Origin of the sequence: Haloarcula sp. DT43, assembly GCF_037078405.1 — an archaeon.
Classification (GTDB): Archaea; Halobacteriota; Halobacteria; order Halobacteriales; family Haloarculaceae; genus Haloarcula; species Haloarcula brevis.
This window is the reverse complement of the sequence record NZ_JAYMGZ010000001.1, coordinates 213,433-233,625: the sequence shown is the minus strand read 5'-3', so window position 1 is coordinate 233,625 and position 20,193 is coordinate 213,433. Positions and strand designations below refer to the sequence as shown.

The 20,193-nt window shown below is 67.3% G+C and carries 17 protein-coding genes; 8 read left to right on the top strand and 9 right to left on the bottom strand.

Going from position 1 to position 20,193, the window contains the following annotated elements; genetic code table 11:
* Position 1 precedes the first annotated feature (1 nt).
* The 7 genes from argC to VI123_RS01220 all read right to left on the bottom strand — a co-directional run bounded on the left by argC (position 2) and on the right by VI123_RS01220 (position 7,548).
* Entirely contained in the window at positions 2 to 1,039 is a 1,038-nt protein-coding gene (gene argC, locus VI123_RS01250; protein ID WP_336336261.1) for an N-acetyl-gamma-glutamyl-phosphate reductase, read from the bottom strand.
* On the bottom strand, positions 1,036 to 1,965 hold the full coding sequence (lysX, locus tag VI123_RS01245; RefSeq protein ID WP_336336260.1) for a lysine biosynthesis protein LysX: 930 nt from the start codon (positions 1,963 to 1,965) through the stop codon (positions 1,036 to 1,038). Before lysX ends, argC begins: the two co-directional genes overlap by 4 nt.
* An 84-nt stretch (positions 1,966 to 2,049) precedes the next feature.
* The gene (lysW, locus tag VI123_RS01240) at positions 2,050 to 2,214 is read right to left on the bottom strand and encodes a lysine biosynthesis protein LysW (RefSeq protein WP_162413528.1); all 165 of its coding nucleotides are present in this window, start codon (positions 2,212 to 2,214) and stop codon (positions 2,050 to 2,052) included.
* A gap of 165 nt (positions 2,215 to 2,379) precedes the next feature.
* Entirely contained in the window at positions 2,380 to 3,909 is a 1,530-nt protein-coding gene (argH, locus tag VI123_RS01235) for an argininosuccinate lyase (RefSeq protein ID WP_336336259.1), read from the bottom strand.
* A gap of 4 nt (positions 3,910 to 3,913) precedes the next feature.
* Positions 3,914 to 5,161, bottom strand: coding sequence for an argininosuccinate synthase (locus tag VI123_RS01230; RefSeq protein WP_336336258.1), 1,248 nt, complete (start codon positions 5,159 to 5,161; stop codon positions 3,914 to 3,916).
* Positions 5,162 to 5,542: 381 nt separating this feature from the next.
* Positions 5,543 to 6,328, bottom strand: coding sequence for a hypothetical protein (locus tag VI123_RS01225; RefSeq protein ID WP_336336257.1), 786 nt, complete (start codon positions 6,326 to 6,328; stop codon positions 5,543 to 5,545).
* Between the two features lie 137 nt (positions 6,329 to 6,465).
* Positions 6,466 to 7,548, bottom strand: a complete 1,083-nt coding sequence (locus VI123_RS01220; RefSeq protein WP_336336256.1) for a helix-turn-helix transcriptional regulator — start codon at positions 7,546 to 7,548, stop codon at positions 6,466 to 6,468.
* 154 nt (positions 7,549 to 7,702) lie between these two features.
* On the opposite strand from VI123_RS01220, the gene VI123_RS01215 reads away from it, so the two are divergent.
* From VI123_RS01215 to VI123_RS01195, 5 genes are all read left to right on the top strand, one after another.
* Positions 7,703 to 7,891, top strand: a complete 189-nt coding sequence (locus VI123_RS01215) for a DUF7554 family protein (protein ID WP_336336255.1) — start codon at positions 7,703 to 7,705, stop codon at positions 7,889 to 7,891.
* 40 nt (positions 7,892 to 7,931) lie between these two features.
* A complete protein-coding gene (locus VI123_RS01210; protein ID WP_336336254.1) occupies positions 7,932 to 8,441 on the top strand; it encodes a 2'-5' RNA ligase family protein in 510 nt (169 codons plus the stop codon).
* 196 nt (positions 8,442 to 8,637) lie between these two features.
* Positions 8,638 to 9,060: a PPC domain-containing DNA-binding protein gene (locus VI123_RS01205; RefSeq protein WP_336336253.1), complete on the top strand. Its 423-nt coding sequence runs from the start codon at positions 8,638 to 8,640 to the stop codon at positions 9,058 to 9,060.
* Position 9,061: 1 nt separating this feature from the next.
* Positions 9,062 to 14,218 (top strand): DNA polymerase II large subunit, encoded by a 5,157-nt coding sequence (locus tag VI123_RS01200; protein WP_336336252.1) that lies wholly within the window; start codon positions 9,062 to 9,064, stop codon positions 14,216 to 14,218.
* A 258-nt stretch (positions 14,219 to 14,476) separates the two neighbouring features.
* Positions 14,477 to 14,692 (top strand): hypothetical protein, encoded by a 216-nt coding sequence (locus tag VI123_RS01195; protein ID WP_336336251.1) that lies wholly within the window; start codon positions 14,477 to 14,479, stop codon positions 14,690 to 14,692.
* Between the two features lie 22 nt (positions 14,693 to 14,714).
* Here the strand turns inward: VI123_RS01195 and serA are convergent, their stop codons facing one another.
* A complete protein-coding gene (serA, locus tag VI123_RS01190) occupies positions 14,715 to 16,301 on the bottom strand; it encodes a phosphoglycerate dehydrogenase (protein WP_336336250.1) in 1,587 nt (528 codons plus the stop codon).
* A gap of 131 nt (positions 16,302 to 16,432) precedes the next feature.
* Positions 16,433 to 16,600: a DUF7556 family protein gene (locus VI123_RS01185; RefSeq protein ID WP_336336249.1), complete on the bottom strand. Its 168-nt coding sequence runs from the start codon at positions 16,598 to 16,600 to the stop codon at positions 16,433 to 16,435.
* A gap of 363 nt (positions 16,601 to 16,963) precedes the next feature.
* Between VI123_RS01185 and VI123_RS01180 the strand changes: the two genes are divergently transcribed.
* Genes VI123_RS01180 through VI123_RS01170 form a run of 3 tightly spaced genes read left to right on the top strand, consistent with a single transcriptional unit; the run spans position 16,964 to position 20,133 of the window.
* Complete coding sequence (locus VI123_RS01180; RefSeq protein ID WP_336336248.1) at positions 16,964 to 17,809, top strand: CBS domain-containing protein; 846 nt, start codon at positions 16,964 to 16,966, stop codon at positions 17,807 to 17,809.
* Positions 17,806 to 19,542, top strand: coding sequence for a glycine--tRNA ligase (gene glyS / locus VI123_RS01175; protein WP_336336247.1), 1,737 nt, complete (start codon positions 17,806 to 17,808; stop codon positions 19,540 to 19,542). The genes VI123_RS01180 and glyS overlap by 4 nt, the downstream gene beginning before the upstream one ends.
* Positions 19,543 to 20,133: a dolichol kinase gene (locus VI123_RS01170; protein WP_336336246.1), complete on the top strand. Its 591-nt coding sequence runs from the start codon at positions 19,543 to 19,545 to the stop codon at positions 20,131 to 20,133.
* Positions 20,134 to 20,193: the final 60 nt, after the last annotated feature.

Below are 20,193 nucleotides of genomic sequence, written 5' to 3'. Positions count from 1 at the left end.
GTTACGGTGCGCCGACGGGGTGGAGTCCCTGGAACTCCAGGCCCGCCGTCTCCTCGATGCCGAGGGCGACGTTCGCGGCGTGAACGGCCTGTCCCGCCGACCCCTTCATCATGTTGTCGATGGCCGAGAACACGACCAGTCGCTTGTTTCCGGGGTCGAGTTCGAAGCCGACCTCGGCGCGGTTCGTGCCCGCGACCGACTTGGGCTCGGGGTAGCGGTAGACGCCGCCACCGCCGGCGACGAGTTCGACGAACGGTTCGTCCTCGTACTGCCCGCGGTAGGCTCCCCAGAGGTCGCCCTTCGAAACCGGGCCCTCGGGGAAGACGTGGCAGGTCGCGCTCGCGCCGCGGATCATGTCCACCGCGTGGACGGTGAAGGACACGTCGATACCGAGGAACTGCTGAATCTCGGCCTCGTGGCGGTGACCCGTGGGCGCGTACGGGCGGACGACGCCCGAGCGCTCGGGGTGGCTGGAGGCCTCGCCGCCGCCGGCCCCGCCCTCGCTGGAGCCGACCTTCACGTCGACGACGACCTGCTCGTCGCCGGAGAGGATGTCGGCCTCGAACAGCGGGAGCAGGCCCAGAATCGTCGCTGTGGCGTTACAGCCGCCCGAAGCGATGAGGTCCGCGCCTTCGAGATTGCCGCGGTTGAGTTCCGGCAGCGCGTACTCGCTCTCTTCGAGCAGGTCCGGGCGCGTGTGCCCGTCGTACCACTCGTCGTACTGGGCCTCGGAATCGAGTCGGAAGTCCGCCGAGAGGTCGACGACCGTGCCGGCGGCCTCCTGAAACGCGTCTATCTGCTCCATCGAGACGCCGTGGGGCGTCGCGGCGAACAGTACGTCGACCGATTCCAGGTCCTCCGGCGAGGAGAAACGCAGGTCCGAGTGCCGGAGGTTCGGGTGCGAGTGGCCGACGGTCTTGTTCTCCTTCGAGCGGCTTGTCGCCTGGGCCAGTTCGAACTCGGGGTGGCCGTCGAGCAGGCGGAGCAGTTCCCCGCCGGTGAAGCCCGAACCGCCGACGACGCTCGCCGTGTACGTCATGCCGTCACCTCGGCGTCACTCTCGGTCGCCGCCTTGGTTTCGAGCCAGTCGACGACCTCCGCGGGCACGTCCACGTCGGTGACCTCGTTCAGCGCCTTGAACTCGACGGTGTGGTTGACCTCGTGGACCGTGTAGTCCTCGAACTCACGCGCTCGCGACTCGTCGTCGCTCGCGTCCTGGGTGTCGCCTTGCGACACCCCGACCTCCATCAGGTCGATGCCGAGCAGCCCGCCGCCGACGGCGTCGGAGGCCTTCTCGACCAGTTCCAGCGCGCGGCCGTCCAGTTCGAACTCGGCGGTTTCGGCTCCTTTGGCGGCGTTGGTGAGCCAGTGGTCCGAGGAGCGGACCATCGCCGCGATTGGCTCGCCGTCGACGGCCAGCACGCGCATGTCGCGGCCGGGCTTGTCGACGAACTCCTGGACGTAGAAGATTTTGTGCTCGTAGTGGCCGAGCGTCTCCTTGTGTTCCAGGATGGCCTCGGCGGCCGAGCGGGAGTCTATCTTCGCCATCAGGCGGCCCCACGAGCCCACGACGGGCTTGAGGACGCAGGGGTAGCCGAACTTCTCGATGGACTCCAGCGCGGCGTCCTTGGTGAACGCCACGTCGGTGTTGGGCGTCGGCACGCCCGCAGCCTCTAGCGCGAGGCTGTTGTTGACCTTGTCCGCACAGGTGTTGGCGACCTCGGGCCCGTTGACCACGGGGACGCCGTAGGCCTGTGCGAACTTCGTCGCGTACACGCTGCGGCTGGTCGCCAGACAGCGGTCGACGACGATGTCGAGGTCCGCGAAGGCCTCGGGGGCCTCGCTGATGTTGAACTGCTGTTTGCGGACGTCTATCTTCTCTATCTCGTGGTCGCGCTCGCGCAGTTCCGACAGCAGGAGCTTCTCGTCCCGGCGGATGCGCGAGTAGAGGAGTCCGACTTTCATGGTTCGGCCTCCGTCAGTTCGCGGCTCGCGGCCACAGGCGCCACGGTCGGATACGGCGCAGTGCGCCGCGCCACCGCGAACACCTCACTCACCCCAGTCCTCTTCGAGCTCGGGCGCGCTGTCGAGCTCGACGGGGTCCGTGCCGACGACTTCCAGTTCGGCACCACAGGTCGCACAGTCGACAATCTCTCCGACTTCGAGGTCGTCGTGCAGGGTCACGTCGGCCCCGCACTCGATGCATTCTGCCATTGTGGTTCATCCTGTGATAGCGACCCACTTAAAGCCTTCGAACATATCAGAATAAATTTACTACACAGACTACGCCCTAACGGTGTAAAGCTCCCGAATCCGCGACGTTACTGAATTGTATATCAGAATTATGGCATAATTGTCCCGCGAGGGGACGGTGGTCGCTCAGACATATCGGTCCACCTCCGTCCGGCGGCGGTCGGCCGCCCGTGAAACCGCATGCCGGCGGTCGGCCAGCGCGTCGCTGTCCACCGCGAGCGCGTCCGCTGCCGTCGCCACCTGCTCGGCGACGGCTTCGGGGGCCGGTCCGCCGCGAGAGTCCCGCATGGCGACACTTTCCGTGGGGTCGAGCGCGGCCTCCAGCGCCTCCCGGTCGACGTACGCCGACAGGGGTTTGCCCAGCACGTCCTCGGCGACGGCCGACAGCGCCGCGTAGTCGGGCGCGTCCTCGTCGGGACCCAGGCCCGCGGCCGCCTCGGCGACGACCTCGTGGGCCGTCCTGAAGGGGACGCCGGCCATCGCCAGCAGGTCGGCCACGCCAGTCGCAGTCGCGAACCCGTCGGTGGCCGCGGCTTCAAGTGTCTCGGCAGGCCAGTCGGCCGTCGCGACCGCGCCGGCGGCTACTTCCACGCTCTCGGTGACGCTGTCGATGGCGTCCCAGGCGTGGCGGCCGGCGCGCTGGAGGTCGCGGTTGTAGGCGCGGGGCTGGCCCTTGAGGTTGGTCAGCAGGCCGTTCAGCCCGGCGACGGCGTCGCCTGTGCGACCGCGGACCAGTTCCAGCGTGTCGGGGTTCTTCTTCTGGGGCATGATCGACGACGTGGACGCGTAGTCGTCGTGGAGGTCGACGTGGCCCTTGCTCGCCATCACGACCACGTCCTCGGCCAGCCCCGACAGCGTCGTCGCCAGCGTCGCGACGGCGCTCGTCGTCTCGACGAGGAAGTCACGGGTCGCCGAGGCGTCCATCGAGTTCTCCGCGACCGACTCGAACCCGAGCAGTTCCGCGGTTCGCTCGCGGTCCACGTCGAACGGCGTCCCGGCGAAGGCGGCCGAGCCGAGCGGGTTCTGATTGATTCGCCCGTAGGCATCGAGCAGCCGCGCGGTGTCGCGCTGGAGCGCCTGCTCGTAGGACAGGACCCAGTGTGCGACCGTCGTCGGCTGTGCGGGCTGGAGGTGCGTGTAGCCTGGCATCACCGTCTCGCGCTCGGTGCGGGCCACGTCGAGCAACTGCTCGCGGGCCCCGATGACGGTCTCGACCAGATCGAGCACGTCCTCGCGCAGGCGGTACCGGATGCAGGCCGCCACCTCGTCGTTGCGCGAGCGGGCGGTGTGCATCTTCCCGCCCGACTGCCCGACGCGGTCGATGACCGCGCTCTCGATGGCCTCGTGGACGTCCTCGCCGTCGGGGAGCGCGCCGTGGCCGGACGCCTCGACGCCGTCGAGCGCGGCGAGAATCTCGCCGGCCGTCTCGCGGTCGATTATCTCCCGCTCCGCGAGCATCACGACGTGGGCGCGGTCGACGGCCAGGTCGGCCGCGAAGATGCGCTCGTCGTCGGCGAGCGAGGAGAGGAACGAGCGGGCGGGGCCGCCAGCGAAGCGCTCGCGGCGGACGACGGTCTCGTCGCCGTCGGCATTCGCGTCAGCCGCGGCCTCGCCGCCGTTGGCCTCGTCCGCGTCGCGGTCCCCGCCGTCGCTCATCCGTTTACTCCTCCGTACCCTCGCCGCTGCCGTCGGTGACGGCCGCGCCTTTCTTCACGTCTTCGAGAATCTTGTTGGCGAGACGGGACTGGAATCCGTGGTACTTCGCGACGCCGGTGGCGTCCTGCTGGGTGATGCCGCCGGAGACGTCCTCCTCGTCGAAGGAGGCCGCGGACTCGCTGTAGACCGCGTAGTCGGACTCGCGCGAGACCGGGCGGCAGTGCCCGCCCTCGAGCTTCACGGTGACGCTGCCGGTGACGCGCTCGTTCGTGTCGTCGATGAACGCTTCGAGTGCGCCCGTCAGCGGCGCGTCGACGAGGCCCTGGTAGGCCTTCTGGGACCACTCCTGGTCGACCTGAGCCTTGAACTGGCGCTCCTCCTGCGTGAGGACGAGGCCTTCGAGCGCCTCGTGGGCCGTCAGCAGGACCGTGGCCGCGGGGTGCTCGTAGTTCTCGCGGACCTTCAGCCCGAGCATGCGGTCTTCCATCATGTCCGTGCGGCCGATGCCGTGGGCCCCGGCCTGCTCGTTGAGCTGTTCGATGAGCGAGACGGTGTCGAGGGCCTCGCCGTCGACGGCGACGGCCTCGCCCTCCTCGAACTCGATGTCGACGAGTTCAGCGTCCTTGTCCGAGGGGTTCTCGGTCCACTTGTAGATGTCGTCGTCGGGGATGGTGCTCGGGTCCTCGAGTTCGGAGCCCTCGATGGAGCGGCTCCAGAGGTTCGTGTCGATGGAGTAGCGGCCGCCGTCGCCGCCCTCGACGGGCAGGCCCTTCTCCGCCGCGTACTCGTTTTCCCACTCGCGGGTCAGCCCGAGTTCGCGGACCGGCGCGATGACGTCGAGGTCGGAGTCGCGCCAGATGGCCTCGAAGCGCAGTTGGTCGTTGCCCTTGCCGGTACAGCCGTGGGCGACGGCCGAACAGCCCTCCTCTTCTGCGACTTCGAGGATAGCCTTGGCGATGACCGGGCGCGCGAGGGCGGTCCCGAGCGGGTAGCCCTGGTAGTCGGCGTTGGCCTTCACGGCCTCGATACAGAGGTCGGCGAACTCCGCCTTGGCGTCGACGACGAACTGCTCAACGCCCAGCGCCTCGGCCGTCTCCTCGGCCTCCTCGAACTCGTAATCGGGCTGGCCGACGTCGACGGTGACGCCGACGACCTCGTCGTAGCCGTACTCCTCTTTCAGCAGCGATACGCAGACTGTCGTGTCGAGCCCGCCCGAGAACGCGAGCGCGACGGTTCCGTTTCCTTCTGGCATGGATGTGTTCTGGATTGGTGCCGTGGTGTGCCTGTCGGTTTCCGGTCAGCAGCGACCGAGTGTCCGCCGAACCGACGACGACGGTGTCTGGCGACGAAGCGAACCTGTCGAATGAAGAGTGAGTAGTAGTGGGCCTAGAAACGGCCCGGTCGTCGTCGCCGGCGTGGGGAGAAACGGACGGACCCCTCGCTGTCCGAAGCGAGCGTCGTGGTACGAGGGGGCCGCGTCATGTACTTTCTGCTGTGTGAGTCGAGTACTAATAGTTTCCGTGTTGGCAGTGGCGTGTGTGAGGTCCCCAGACACACGTTCCGGGGGTCGCGGTTCTGCCGCGGTGACGGGGAGCAGGGCACAGCCCGGTGTACCCGGCTGCAAGCGTCCTTCTCAGCCGCTCCGTTGGCCGCCGGCGTCGGCTCCGTTGCTCCCGGTCGGGGCTTCGGGTTCCGCGCCGTCGGTCGCCGTCTCGTTGATTGCGTCACTGCCGGCAGGCCGGTCGCTCATCGGCGTCCGCTCGCGGTCGGTGGGTCGGTCGTCCGCCTCGGTTCGAGTCGCTACGTCGCCGCCACGGTCGCGTGCGCTGTCAGGCCGAGCCTGCTGGCCGACGCCCGGGCCGGCGATGCCCCGTGCGATGGCGGCCACTTCGGGGCCGCTCAGTTCGTTCGCGCGCTGTGAGAGGGCCTGGATTGCCGACGCGTCGACGCCCTTCCGCTCCAGGGCTTCGGCGGGGAGCCGGCTGGCGGTCTCGTTCGTTTCGTTGGTCAGCCGCTGGACGGTCTTCGTCTCAGCGTGGAGCTGTGCGGCCTTCGCTCGGTACTCGCCCTCGCTCATCGACCCGTTCTCGCGGGCCCGTTCGAGCGCCCGTTTGCGCTGTTGGAGTTCCGCGAGGCGGGCCTCGGAGTCGTTCAGCTGGTCGGCGACGACGGCGGCCTTCGCGTCGTCGGTGTTTGCCTGTGCAACGCGGATGCCGAACGTGCGGGACTGTACTTCACCGTCTATTTCGGCCCCCTGGACGCTGACGACGCCCGCCAGTTGTGCGCCGGGGGGCGTCGCGTTCGCGTCGGCCTGTTCGGTCACCGTGTCGGTCTCCTGTGCCATCGTCGCGGCGGGCACCGCGGCGAGGGTGCCCACCACGAGCACCACTGCCAGCACGACCGGAGTCGCTCGTCTCATTACGCTCCGTACTTGGCCCCCGAATACCCTATAAATAGGAGTCGATGGGTCCGGGTTAGCGCCGATTAAGCCGGATTAAAACCGCACTACAGCGACGGTTCTGAACCGTAGGCCCCGCTAAACTGTCGGTAGCTTTATTACTGTGTCTCGTCGGAGCCGTCGCCCCCGTCACCGCTCGCACCGGTCACGTCGGTATCGGGGAGCGTCACGACGTTCTCCCGGCCGATGCGGAACGTCTCGACCTTGTCCTCGTCGCGCAGGCCACCGATGACCTGACTCGTCTTGGCGTCGGTCCAGTCGAGTTCCCCAGCCACCTGCTGCTGTTTGAGCCGCCCGCCGTTCGATTCGAGCAGTTGCAGGACCTGCTCCTCGTTGCTTAGCAGTTCCGCCGGCGGTTCGCCGGCATCGGCGTCGGTGCCAGCCGCGGTCTCCGCTTCGGAATCGTCCGAGTCGACCATCGACGCCGGCGGCTCGGCTTGCTCACCGCCACCGAACGCGCCGTACCGCTTGAGCGCGTACGCCGCGACAGCGATACCGACGAGCGCGAGAACGCCACCGACGAGGAGCCCGTTCGCCCCGCTGTCACCGCCAGCGTCGCCCGGACTGACGACCACCCGCGGCTCGCTGGCTCCGAACTCCTGTTGCCCCCGCCAGGTGACCGAGCCGTTGCCCCGTTCGTCGGCCGCGGGGGCGACGGAGTCGGCCCGGTAGTCCGCCGGCCAGCGCACGGTCAGCGAGGTCTCGGCGTCCAGAAACAGCCCCGAGAGCGCGTCGCCGATTTCGATGCGGTCGCCGGAGACGGCGGCGAAGTTCGTCCACCGGAACCGGTAGGTGACGACGCCGTAGGTCTGGCCGAACGTCTCTTCGCGCGCGCTCACGGTGACGTTCTCGATGGCCATCCCGCGGCCGGTCGTGTTTTCGGCGGCCCCGGCGGTGCGTTGCATCCGGTCCCTGAACCGGTCCGTGTACGCCGAGGAGTCGGCCCGAACGTCCGCCCGCAGGTCCTCGAACGCCTGCGTGGCGTTGTCGTCGTCCAGCCGAATCCGGTAGGCGACCGTCCAATCGGCAGTCCCATCGGGGGCCACGTCCGCAGTCATCACGACCACGTCCGGGTCGACCGACTGCTGTTCGAGACCGCCGAAACCGACCCCGGTCGCGGTCGGTACGAGCAGTGCTGTCACGGCGAGTACGGCTACCAGCGTCCCAACGGTCCGGCCCATCCTACCGCGGCTATCCCCTCGGCAGGTATATCGTTTATTGCCGATTGTGTGAACTGATAGTCGGCGACCCTGCGTCTCAGTCGTCCGGGCCCGACACGAATCGCCAGTCTACGCGGCCACAAGGGGTTTGCCCCGCGACGGAGTCGTGTCGAGCATGGACAGAGCCAAACTCGACGTGGACTCGCTGCTGAAAATCGTCCTCGCGCTGGTCATCGTCTGGCTGGTGCTGGAAATCGTCGGCGGGGTGTTGGGGCTGTTGGGCTGGCTACTCGGCCCGCTCCAGCCGCTACTCGGGGTCGTCCTCGTCGTCCTCATCGTCCTGTGGCTGCTCGACCGGCTGTAGGACCGCGCGCTTTTTGCCCACAGCGGGCGACCCACGCGGTGTGTACAGCATCAACGTCCCGCTCCCGTCGGCGGTCACGTCGCTGGCGGCCGACCTCGCGGCCGAACTGCCGCTCGCACAGCGGCGTGGCCGGGGCGAACACACGCTCGTCGCCAAGCGACTGGGCGACGGCGACCACGCGGCGTACGCTCGGCTAGAAGCGCAGGGGCGCGAGGCGCTCCGCGGCCAGCCGGCGTTCGAGGCGGAGGTTTCCGGCGCCGAGCTATTCGAGACGGCCGTGACCGGTCCGTCGCCGGTGGTGTACCTCGCCGTCGAGAGCCCCGGACTGGTCGACCTGCACGAGCGGCTCTGTGGGCGGTTCGACCCCGTCGAGGGGATGGAGGGCGAGGCGTACGTCCCGCACGTGACCGTCGCCCGCGGCGGGGACCGCGACGCGGCCGCGCGGCTGGTCGAGCGGGCCGTCGAGCCGGTCCGGTGGACCGTCGACGAACTCGCCTTCTACGACGCCGACCGGAGTCAGCCGGTCAGCCGGGTGTCGCTGCCGGCGTAGCGCTGGTCGGTGTCGGACGGTCGACGTTCCCGATGGTGGCGAACAGGCGGCACGCGTCGAACCCGGCGCGGTGTGCCGCGCGACCGCTGGACGCGCCGGGCCGTGGCTACGTCACGGCGGGGGTGGTCCCGGCTTCGGAGATAAACGGTCGGTCCGAAAGCAACGCTTTTGGAGCGGCCTGCCGTCGGCTACAGATATGGATTACCGCGAAGTCGACAGTACGTCCGAGTTCGTCTGCCGGCTGGACCACGGCGGGGACTGGCGCGCCCAGATAGAGTCCTTCGCGGACGAACAGGGCATCGACGCCGGCTTCTTCTACGGTCTCGGGGCGGTCCAGGACGCCGAGCTGATGTTCTACGACCAGGACCGCACCGAGTACGACTCGCTGACCTTCGACGAGCCCCTGGAGGTCGCCGCCTGCATGGGCAACATCTCGCACCTGGACGGGGAGCGGTTCGCCCACACCCACGCCGTCCTCTCCCGGCCCGACGGCGAGGCGGTCGCCGGCCACCTGAACGCCGGTACCGTCTGGGCCGGCGAACTGTACGTCCGCGGGTTCGACACGGAGCTACGGCGGGAACACGACGAACCGACCGACCTGGACCTCTGGAACATCTAAGATGCGGGAGGCCGACGAACAGTACTTCGAAACGCTAGAAACCCAGCTCGAAGCCGCCTTCGACGTGGCCGAACGGGCCAAGGAGCGGGGCGGCGACCCGAAGCCCGAGGTCGAGATTCCGACCGCCCGGGACATGGCCGACCGCGTCGAGAACATCCTCGGCATCGACGGTGTCGCCGAGCGGGTCCGCGAACTCGAGGGCCAGATGTCCCGCGAGGAGGCCGCCCTGGAGCTGGTCGAGGACTTCGTCGAGGGGACCGTCGGCGACTACGACAGCCGCGAGGGGAAAGTCGAGGGCGCGGTCCGGACCGCCGTCGCCCTGCTGACCGAGGGGGTCGTCGCCGCCCCCATCGAGGGTATCGACCGCGTCGAACTGCTGGAAAACGACGACGGCACGGAGTTCATCAACGTCTACTACGCCGGCCCGATTCGCTCCGCCGGCGGGACGGCCCAGGCCCTCTCGGTGCTGGTCGCGGACTACGCCCGCGCACTGTTGGGCATCGACCAGTACAAGGCCCGCGAGGAGGAAATCGGCCGGTACGCCGAGGAAATCGACCTCTACGACAAGGACACCGGCCTGCAGTACTCCCCGAAGGAGAAGGAGACGAAGTTCATCGCCGAGCACATGCCTATCATGCTCGACGGCGAGGCGACCGGCGACGAGGAGGTGTCCGGGTACCGCGACCTCGAACGCGTCGACTCGAACTCGCCCCGGGGCGGGATGTGTCTGGTGCTGGCCGAGGGCATCGCGCTGAAAGCGCCGAAGATTCAGCGCTACACGCGGAACCTCGACGAGGTCGACTGGCCGTGGCTCCAGGACCTCATCGACGGGACCATCGGCAAGGACGAAGCCGACAAGGAGGAGGACACAGAGGACGCGAGCGGCGACGACGCGAGCGAAGGCGGGGACGCCGACGGCGAGGACACCAGCGAGCAGGCCGGACCGCCACGCGTCGAGCCCGCGGAGAAGTACCTCCGGGACCTCATCGCCGGCCGGCCGGTGTTCTCCCACCCGTCGAAGGCGGGCGGGTTCCGACTGCGCTACGGCCGCGCGAGAAACCACGGCTTCGCGACGGCGGGCGTCCACCCGGCGACGATGCACCTCGTCGACGACTTCCTGGCGACCGGCACGCAGATCAAGACCGAGCGGCCGGGGAAAGCCGCCGGGGTCGTCCCGGTCGACACCATCGAGGGACCGACCGTGCGCCTCGCCAACGGCGACGTGCGCCGCATCGACGACGCCGAGGAGGCCCTGGAGGTGCGCAACGGCGTCGAAAAGATACTCGACCTCGGGGAGTACCTGGTCAACTACGGGGAGTTCGTCGAGAACAACCATCCGCTCGCGCCGGCCTCCTACACCGTCGAGTGGTGGGAGCAGGACCTCGACGCCGGCGGCGCGGACGTACAGGCGATGCGGGACTCGCCCCATACCGACCTGGCCGACCCGAGCGCCGACGAGGCCATCGAGTGGGCCACCGAGTACGACGCCCCGTTGCACCCGAAGTACACCTACCTCTGGCACGACGTGAGCGTCGACCAGGTGTGTGCGCTCGCCGACGCCGTCGGGGACGGCCACGTCGCCCAGGCCGACGGCGCGTACGCCGACCCCGAGGCGGAGAACGCGGCCGCCGCCCACACCGACGACGGCGCGCTCGTCCTGCCCCGGACCGACGCCGTCCGGGAGACACTGGAGCACCTGCTCGTCGAACACACCCAGGGTGACGAGACCATCACCGTCACGGACTGGGTGCCGCTGGTTCGGACGCTCGGGTTCGACCGCTCGCTGGAGCGGGACTGGACTCGCGCTGACCTCTCGGCGGACGCGCGGACATACGGCGAGAGCGAGTCGGTCGACGCCATCGGTGTCGCGGACGACGCCGAACCCGAAGACGGGCAAAACGCTATCGAGGCCGTCAACGAAATCGCGCCCTTCGAGGTCCGCGAGCGCGCGCCGACACGCATCGGCAACCGGATGGGCCGCCCGGAGAAATCCGAGCGCCGTGACCTCTCGCCGGCCGTCCACACGCTCAGCCCCATCGGCGAGGCCGGGGGCGCACAGCGGGACGTGGCGAAGGCGACGAAACACGCCGACGGGATGAGCGACACGCCCGGCCGCGTCGAGGTGGAAATCGCCCGTCGGCGTTGTCCCGACTGCGGGACCGAGACCCACCAGGCGGGCTGTCCCGAGTGTGGCGGCACCACCGAGCCGGTGTACGTCTGTCCCGACTGCGAGGCCGAGGTCGAGCGCGACGAGTCCGGCCGCGCGGAGTGTGCCCGCTGTGAGACGCTCGCCTCGCCGACCCAGTACAAGACGCTTGACCTGCAGGAAGCGTATCGGGACGCCCTGCAGACCGTCGGCGAACGCGAGACGGCCTTCGAACAGCTGAAAGCCGTCAAGGGGCTCACCTCCGAGGAGAAGGTCCCGGAGCCGATGGAGAAGGGCGTCCTCCGGGCGAAACACGACGTGTCGGCGTTCAAGGACGGCACGGTGCGCTACGACATGACTGACCTGCCGGTGACGGCGGTCCGGGCCTCGGAACTGGACGTCTCCGCCGAGCGGCTCCGCGGGCTGGGCTACGAGGAGGACATCCACGGCGACCCGCTGACCCACGACGACCAACTGGTCGAACTGAAGGTCCAGGACATCGTCCTCTCGGATGGCGCGGCCGAACACATGCTCCAGACCGCCCGCTTCGTCGACGACCTCCTCGAACAGTACTACGGGCTGGAGCGGTTCTACGAGTTCGACGACCGCGAGGACCTCGTCGGCGAACTCGTGTTCGGGATGGCCCCCCACACCAGCGCTGCGACCGTCGGTCGCGTCGTCGGCTTCACATCAGCGGCCGTAGGGTATGCACATCCGTATTTTCACGCGGCTAAGCGTCGGAACTGCTTCCATCCGGAGACGAAACTCTGGTACGAGAACGAGAGCGACAAGTGGCGCTACGACGATATCGCGGCGTTCGTCGAGGAACGCCTGGACGACCAAACGGAAGACGACTTCGGCACGCTCGTTACGGAGCTCGACGGGGAGGTTCGGGTGCCCTCGCTGGACGAAGACGGGAACGTCGTTCGGAAACCGGTCGAAGCTGTGTCAAAACACCCGTCACCCGACCATCTCATCACCGTCGAAACGCGGAGCGGTCGTGAGGTCACAGTAACGCCCGACCACGAGATGCACGTCTTCGACGGCGACGGACTCACGAGTAAACGGGCGAGCGAACTTACCACGTCAGATTCGCTAGTGAAACCCAAAGCGGTCGACATCGAAGGCACCGGTGCTCGGTTCGATCTCCTCGAAGAGTTCATCGACTGCGACGACGTCCCCAACGAGTCACTCATGGTGAAAGGCCTGGACAAAGAGGAGCTCTACGACTTCTTTACGGAGGCGCTCGAAGCAGATTGGGAGGGGACGTTCTATCCATTGAAGAGCACAGCAGAGTTTCTTGGGCTCAGCAAGAAGGCACTGAGCAACTACGTCTACCGGGAGAGTCTGCCCGTCTCTCTGCTGGTCGACTTGGTCGGCACGGGAGAGGCCGTCGTCGAGCGACTCCCGGAAGACATTGGGCTCGGCATGAAGCGCGACTCCGTCGAAATCGACCGGTTCGTCGGGCTCGACGAGGAACTCGCGACGTTACTTGGCTACTACGCGGCAGAGGGATTCGCTCGTGAGCAGTCGACGGCGAAAGGGACGATTCATCAGACGACGATCTCGGGAGACGAAACAGAGGCACGTGACTTCTTTGTCGAAGCGTTCGAGGATGCGCTCGGCGTCAACGCCTACCGAGAGAACGATGTGAAAGTCACCGTTTCGGGGCGACTGCCGCGCGTGTTCTTCGAGACGGTGCTCGGTTGTGGAACGGGTTCGAAGGACAAGCGAGTGCCGCCGTGCATATTCGACGCGCCCGATAGTCTCGTCGCCGCGTATCTCAGCGGCTATTTCAGCGGTGACGGGACGGTTGCCAAGAACGCCCTAGAGGTATCGGCGACGACGGTCAGTCGGGAACTGAAAGAGGACCTGTTCGCCTTGCTCACTCGCCTTGGGATCACGGCACGTGTCACTACCACCGATCCCGTTCCGCTCGTCGAGAAATTCCCGGACTTCTACGATATCGACGACGAATCGATGTCGGCACCATCGTACGTTCTCCACATCACGTCGACCGATGCCGTTCGTTTCGCGGAGACGGTCGACTTACATCTCTCGCGAAAACGGAATCGACTGGCCAAACACGTTACGGAGACGGCACCGTCCGGGCGGCGGGTCTTCGACGGCGGGAGCGGTGAGTATTTCGTCGACGAGATTACCGACGTCACGACGGCCCAGTCAGACGCCGACCACACGTACTGTCTCACCGTTGCTGACACGCACTCGTTGATTGCGAACGACACCTCGCAAAAGCAGTGTGACGGCGACGAAGACTGCGTCATGCTCCTGATGGACGGCCTGCTGAACTTCTCGAAGTCCTATCTGCCGAACCAGCGCGGTGGGCAGATGGACGCGCCGCTGGTGATGTCCTCGCGCATCGACCCGAGCGAAATCGACGACGAGGCCCACAACATGGACATCATGGAGTCGTACCCCCGGGAGTTCTACGAGGCCACCCGCGAGATGAAAGACCCGACGGCGGTCGAGGACGTGATGAAAATCGCCGAGGAGACGCTGGGGACCGACCGGGAGTACACCGAGTTCCGCCACACTCACGACACGGCCAACATCGCGGCGGGGCCGGACCTCTCGGCGTACAAGACGCTCGGGTCGATGGAGGACAAGATGGACGCCCAACTGGAGATTTCCCGGAAGCTCCGGGCCGTCGTCGAGAGCGACGTGGCCGAGCGCATCATCGAGTACCACTTCCTGCCGGACCTCATCGGGAACCTCCGGGCGTTCTCCAGGCAGGAGGTCCGGTGTCTGGACTGCGGGGAGTCGTTCCGGCGCGCCCCGCTGACCGGCGACTGCCGGGAGTGTGGCGGCCGAGTGAACCTCACGGTCCACGAGGGGTCGGTCAACAAGTACATCGACACGGCCATCCGCGTCGCCGACGAGTTCGGCGCGCGGGACTACACGAAACAGCGACTCAAAATCCTGGAGCGGAAAATCGAGTCGGTGTTCGAGAACGACCACAACAAACAGTCAGGTATTGCGGACTTCATGTGAGCCGTCCCGGGACCGTCCTCGGGACGCCTGATCGGATCAGCCTGTCAGACGGGATGTCTCAGCGGGTGCGTCTGTGTTCGTGTCGGGGTTTAAATTCGGACCGCGTTCTCAGCGACCTGCAATCAGGGCGATGAATCCGCCGTTCGCCGAACTGTTGGGTGTCGGCGACGTACCGACACCGGACCTCTCAAGGTGACTGACGGGCGCGTGACGGCCGTCCGACGGGTGTTTTTGCCGGTGGCGGTCCTGACGACGGGTATGGCTTCGTCCCGCGATTCAGCGCCGCCTATCGACTCCGGGGACCGGTCGGGGACCCCGTTACCCCCGCCCCGACAGACGCCCAGCACCATCTATCAGATACAGATAGCGCTGTTGCGCTCGCGGGTGGCCTCGCTAGAAACCGAACTCGAACGGGAGCGGGAACACCGCCAGGCCGTCGTCGACCGCTACGAGCGGGTCATCGACGGCAAATAGGCCGCGGGCTCGGAGAACGGCGTTACTCGTCGCCGAGTGCGACGTAGGTCGTCTCGATGATGCGGCTGTCGTCGTTCAGCCGCTCGATGATGTCCTGTGGCGGCTGTTCGTCGAGGTTGTAGACGGACAGGGCCTCCCCGCCGATGGTCTCGCGGCCGTTGAACATCCCGGCGATGTTGATGTCTGCGTCGCCAAGCACCGTGCCGATGAAGCCGATGGTGCCGGGCTCGTCGCGGTTGCGGACGACGAGCATGTGGCCGTGGGGGACCGCCTCGATGCGGTGGTCGTCGATGCGGACGATGCGGGGTTCCTCGCCGCCGAACTGGGTCCCACAGACCGAAACGGACTCCTCGCCGTCGGAGACGGTGACGGTGATGAGGCTCTGGTAGTCCTCGGAGGTGCGGGTCTTGGACTCGGTCACGTCGATGCCCCGCTCCTCGGCTATCTGGGGGGCGTTGACGGCGTTGACCTGGAGGTCCGAGGGGGCGAACACGCCCTTCAGCGCGCTGGCCGTAACGTACTCGACGTCCTGCTCGGCGATGTCGCCAGCGTAGGTGACCTCGACTTCGGCCATGTGGCCGCCGAACAGCTGGACGGCGATGCGGCCGGCGGTGTCGGCGAGGTCGAGGTACGGCCCGACCTCCCGGAACGTCGCCTCGTCGAGCGACGGCGCGTTCAGGGCGTTGGCGACGGGCTGGCCGTTGGCCGCGGCGATTATCTGGTCGGCCGTGGAGGTGGCGACGTTCTCCTGTGCCGCCTCCGTCGACGCGCCCAGGTGGGGCGTGACGATGATGTCCTCGACGCCGAGCAGCGGGCTGTCTTCCGGGAGGGGTTCCTCGCCGAACACGTCGAGCGCCGCACCCTTCAGGACGCCGTCCTCGACCGCCTCGGCGAGGGCCGCCTCGTCGATGATGCCGCCGCGGGCGCAGTTGACGACGTAGCCGCCCTCGAGTTCGGCGAGTTCCTCTTCGCCGATCATGTTCTCTGTCTCGGGGGTCAGCGGCGTGTGGATGGTGATGAAGTCGGACTTGGCGAGGCAGTCCTCGAGGTCGTCGACCAGTTCCGCGCCGAACTGGTCGGCCCGCTCCTGGCTGATGTAGGGGTCGAACGTGACGATGTCCATGCCCAGACTGCCCAGTCGCTTGGCGACCTGCTGGCCGACGCGGCCGAAGCCGACGACGCCCAGCGTCTTGTTGTTGACCTCCGTGCCCAGGAACTCGCCTTTGGCCCACTCGCCGCTTTTCAGGCGGTCGTGGGCCTGCGGGATGGAGCGAGCGGTGGCAAACGCCATGGCGACGGAGTGTTCGGCGGCGGCGCGGACGTTGCCCTCGGGGGCGTTGGCGACGATGACGCCGTGGTCGGTGGCAGCGTCGATGTCGATGTTGTCGACGCCGATGCCGGCCCGGCCGACGATGATGAGGTCGGGCGCGGCCGCGAACACCTCCTCGGTGACTTCGGTGCCGGAGCGGACGATGAGCGCATTCGCGTCGGCCACCGCTTCGAGGAGCGCCTCGCCCTCGACCTCGTAGGCTGTTTCGACGTCGTGACCCGCCTCACGGAGGCGTGTGAGGCCGGCGTCGGCGATAGGGTCCGTAACGAGTACCTTCATACCGAACCGAACTTACTGGGGCGGCATAACGCTTGTTTTCTCCGCCGAGCGGCCACAGGTGCAGAAAACCGCACCACTCGTGGCGTCCGCTGTGAGCGAGGGAGCGGGAAGAAACGAACCGGGCAAGCGGCCTATCGCCAGGCCGGCAGCGAGGCCGCGTCCGCGAGCGGAAGTGTGAGATAGGCGTCGTCCCGGGTCACGTCAGCGACGATGAACTGGTCCGTCGGCCCTTCCTCGACGGACGCCATGATGTCCCCGTCCGCAGCCGTCTCGACCGGAGCGACAGTGTTCGACTCCATGCATGATAATATGTAACAACCGTATAAAAATTTAGCGAAACCCATAGAGGGGAGAGCTACGAGCGCCGGCCAACAGTCTGACAATAGTCCAGATACTGTCAGGACGGGGGAGAGTGGGTCGCTGGTCAGTGCAGGTATACCCTTACAATTCAACCACAAACGGGTCGAGACGGGCGTTCTACTCGTGTCCCGGCACGGGGCTTCGATATGGCAGAATGCGAATTTGTTCGGAGTCAGTCGGGTTCGCGGACAGCGCCAGCCCGGCCGCCGGTGCCAGTCAGTGGTCGCCCACTCCGGGACCCGAGCGGGGAAAACGGACGGATGTTAAGGACTTAGTAGATGCGGGCAGGAAGTTCTGGCAGTATGAACGTCGCAGACGCTATGACGCCACGCTCGGAGGTCGTCACGGTCACCATCCCCGGCACCCGTGACGACGTTCTGGAGTACCTCCAGGAGCGGGCCTTCTCGTCGGTTCCGGTCATCAAGGAGACCGACGAGGGCGAGGAGTTCAGAGGGATTATCTCACGTGACGCGCTCATCGCGAACCCCGACGAGGACCAGCTCGCCCTGCTCGTCGAGGAGGTCCCGACGATTAGTGGGGACACAGCCATCGAAGACGCCGCCCGGGTGATGCTCGAAGACGGCGAACGCCGGCTGCCTATCGTCGACGGCCGACTGGAGGGCATCATCACGGTGACCGACGTGATTCGGTCCATCGCCAACGGCGACGTCGGCGGCGACACGGTCGTCGGCGACCTCGCCAACCGGGACATCAACTGCGTCTACGAGGAGACGCCACTGACCGTCGCCGAGCGGGAACTCTCCCACGCGAACGTCCCCTACGGCGTCGTCCTCGGGGACGACGGCGACATGTCGGGGATGCTCACCGAGGTCGACATCATTGCGGTCGCCCGGGTCGTCGAGGGCGAGGACGACACCGGCGACTCCATCGCCAACCAGGACGACGACTGGGCCTGGGAGGGCATCAAGGCCGTCGGCGGGCGGTACATGCCCACGCGAAACGTCGAGCTCCCGGTCGAGCCCGTCCGCGAGTTCATGACCGCCGACGTCGTGACGGTGAACAAGCGCCGCACCGCCGAGGAGGCGGCACAGCTGATGATAGAGCACGACATCGAGCAGATACCGCTGCTGTCCGGTGACGAACTCACCGGTATCGTGCGCGACGTCGACCTGCTGCGAGGGCTATGAGCGAGGGCGAACGGCTCACCGAGCTGGCCAAGCGTCGCGGCTTCTACTTCCCCTCGTCGAGCGCCTACGGCGGCGCGGCGGGCTTTTGGACTTACGGCCCGCAGGGCGCTGCGCTGAAATCGAACGTCGAGGACGCCTGGCGGGACCGCTACGTCGTCAAGGAGGGCCACCAGGAAATCTCCGCCCCCGACGTGATGCCCGAGCCCGTCTTCGAGGCGTCGGGCCATCTCGATGGCTTCGACGACATGATAGTCGAATGTGGCGAGTGTGGCGCGACCCACCGCGCCGACCACCTCGTCGAGGACAACACCGACATCGAAGAGGCCGAGTCCCTGCCGAACGAGGAGGTCATGGAGCTCATCGCCGAGCACGGCATCGAGTGTCCCTCCTGTCACGCGTCCCTGGCCGACCGGCCGGTCGACAACTTCAACCTCATGTTCGAGACCAACATCGGACCGGGGTCGTCGTCGCCGGGCTACCTCCGCCCGGAGACCGCCCAGGGCATCTTCGTCGAGTTCCCCCAGCTCTCGGAGTACGCCCGGAACCAGCTTCCGTTCGGCGTCGCGCAAATCGGGAAGGCCTACCGGAACGAAATCTCGCCCCGCAAGTCGCTCGTCCGCGTCCGGGAGTTCACGCAGGCCGAACTGGAGCACTTCGTCGACCCCGAGGAAGACGAGCCGCCGCTTTCCGAGGTCGCCGACGTGACGCTCCCGCTGTACTCTGCCGCCGAGCAGCAGGCCGCGGACGGCGGCCAGCGCGAACTCACCGTCCGTGAGGCCGTCGACGAGGGCGTCGTCGAGAGCGAGTGGGTCGCCTACTACCTCGGCGTCTCCAAGGGATGGTACGAGCGCATCGGCGTCGACATGGACCGGTTCCGCTACCGTCAGCACCTCGCCGGCGAGCGGGCCCACTACGCCTCCGACTGCTGGGACGCCGAGAGCGAGGTCGACGGCGACTGGATAGAGATAACCGGCTTCGCGTATCGGGGCGACTACGACCTCTCGAAGCACGCCGAGCACTCCGGCGAGGACTTCACCGTCTTCAAGCAGTACGACGAGCCCGTCACCGTCGAACGGGCCACCGTCGACCCCGACATGAGCTACCTCGGGCCGGAGTTCGGCGGGTCGGCCGGCGCGGTCGCCGACGCGCTCGAAGCGCTGGCCGAGCGGAACCCGGACGCCTTCGACGCGGACGAGGTGACCGTGGAGGTCGACGGTGAGGACTACACCGTCCCCGTCGCGGAGACGAACTTCAGCGTCGACGAGGTGACCGAGAACGGCGAACACGTCCGGCCACACGTCGTCGAACCCTCTTTCGGGGTGAGCCGAATCATCTACACCGTCCTCGCACACTCCTACGAGACCGACGAGGTCGACGGCGAGGAGCGGACGTACCTCTCGCTGCCGGCGGAACAGGCCCCGACGACGGTCGGCGTCTTCCCGCTGATGGACAAGGACGGCATGGACGACCTGGCCCGCGAAATCGCCGACGACCTCCGGACCGCCGGCCTCTCGGTCACCTACGACGACTCCGGGGCCATCGGCCGGCGCTACCGCCGCCAAGACGAGGTGGGGACCCCCTACTGCGTCACCGTCGACTACGAGAGCCTGGAGGAAGACACTGTCACCGTCCGCGAGCGGGACACGACAGAACAGAAGCGGCTCCCCGTCGACGGGCTGGCGGAGACGCTCGAACAGCTCAGCACCGGCGACCGCACCTTCGACGACCTGTAGATGGCCGACGAGGTATCCCGGCGGCTCGTTCACGTCACCGGCGCGACGGTCCCGCTGGCACACCTCGGCTGGCCGGACCTCGTGACGTGGCGCGTCGTCCAGGGGTTCCTGGCCGTGGCGCTGGTCGTCGTCATCGTTCTGGAAGCGGTGCGGCTGACGACCGGGCTGGACTGGGTGGTGTACGACCGGCTCACCCGGGAGTACGAGCAGGACAACCCCGCCGGCTACGCGCTGTACATCGTCGGGATAGCTATCGTCGCCTTCGCCGTCGAACTGCCGAGCGTGACGACCGACGTCGCCGTCCCGGCGATGCTGATGCTCGCCATCGGCGACCCCATCAGCGGCCTGCTGGGCTCGGGCGACGCCAGTAACGTCAAGCAGGCCTGGGTCCTGCTGGTGATGTTCGGCGTCTGCACGCTGCTCGCGGCCCCGTTCGTCCCCCCCGCGGCCGCCGTCCTCGGCGGTATCGCGGCGACGTTCGCCGACGGGGTCAAGCCCCGCATCGCCGGCTACGTCGTCGACGACAACTTCTCGATTCCGGTGCTGGGCGCGCTGGCGATGTGGGTCGGCGTCCGGTACCTCCCGTTCTGACCGGCCGCCGTTCACTTTCACCGCGGTATCTGAACCCTTAACCACCGGCGGGACGAACGC

Bases quoted from the DNA above. Each gene is read 5' to 3' on its own strand.
- VI123_RS01205 (WP_336336253.1), top strand. From the start codon at position 8,638: ATGGATTACCGCGAAGTCGACAGTACGTCCGAGTTCGTCTGCCGGCTG.
- VI123_RS01215 (WP_336336255.1), top strand. From the start codon at position 7,703: ATGGACAGAGCCAAACTCGACGTGGACTCGCTGCTGAAAATCGTCCTC.
- VI123_RS01220 (WP_336336256.1), bottom strand. From the start codon at position 7,548: ATGGGCCGGACCGTTGGGACGCTGGTAGCCGTACTCGCCGTGACAGCA.
- argC (WP_336336261.1), bottom strand. From the start codon at position 1,039: ATGACGTACACGGCGAGCGTCGTCGGCGGTTCGGGCTTCACCGGCGGG.
- lysX (WP_336336260.1), bottom strand. From the start codon at position 1,965: ATGAAAGTCGGACTCCTCTACTCGCGCATCCGCCGGGACGAGAAGCTC.
- VI123_RS01195 (WP_336336251.1), top strand. From the start codon at position 14,477: ATGGCTTCGTCCCGCGATTCAGCGCCGCCTATCGACTCCGGGGACCGG.
- serA (WP_336336250.1), bottom strand. From the start codon at position 16,301: ATGAAGGTACTCGTTACGGACCCTATCGCCGACGCCGGCCTCACACGC.
- VI123_RS01170 (WP_336336246.1), top strand. From the start codon at position 19,543: ATGGCCGACGAGGTATCCCGGCGGCTCGTTCACGTCACCGGCGCGACG.
- argH (WP_336336259.1), bottom strand. From the start codon at position 3,909: ATGAGCGACGGCGGGGACCGCGACGCGGACGAGGCCAACGGCGGCGAG.
- VI123_RS01180 (WP_336336248.1), top strand. From the start codon at position 16,964: ATGAACGTCGCAGACGCTATGACGCCACGCTCGGAGGTCGTCACGGTC.
- VI123_RS01225 (WP_336336257.1), bottom strand. From the start codon at position 6,328: ATGAGACGAGCGACTCCGGTCGTGCTGGCAGTGGTGCTCGTGGTGGGC.
- glyS (WP_336336247.1), top strand. From the start codon at position 17,806: ATGAGCGAGGGCGAACGGCTCACCGAGCTGGCCAAGCGTCGCGGCTTC.
- VI123_RS01185 (WP_336336249.1), bottom strand. From the start codon at position 16,600: ATGGAGTCGAACACTGTCGCTCCGGTCGAGACGGCTGCGGACGGGGAC.
- VI123_RS01200 (WP_336336252.1), top strand. From the start codon at position 9,062: ATGCGGGAGGCCGACGAACAGTACTTCGAAACGCTAGAAACCCAGCTC.
- VI123_RS01230 (WP_336336258.1), bottom strand. From the start codon at position 5,161: ATGCCAGAAGGAAACGGAACCGTCGCGCTCGCGTTCTCGGGCGGGCTC.
- lysW (WP_162413528.1), bottom strand. From the start codon at position 2,214: ATGGCAGAATGCATCGAGTGCGGGGCCGACGTGACCCTGCACGACGAC.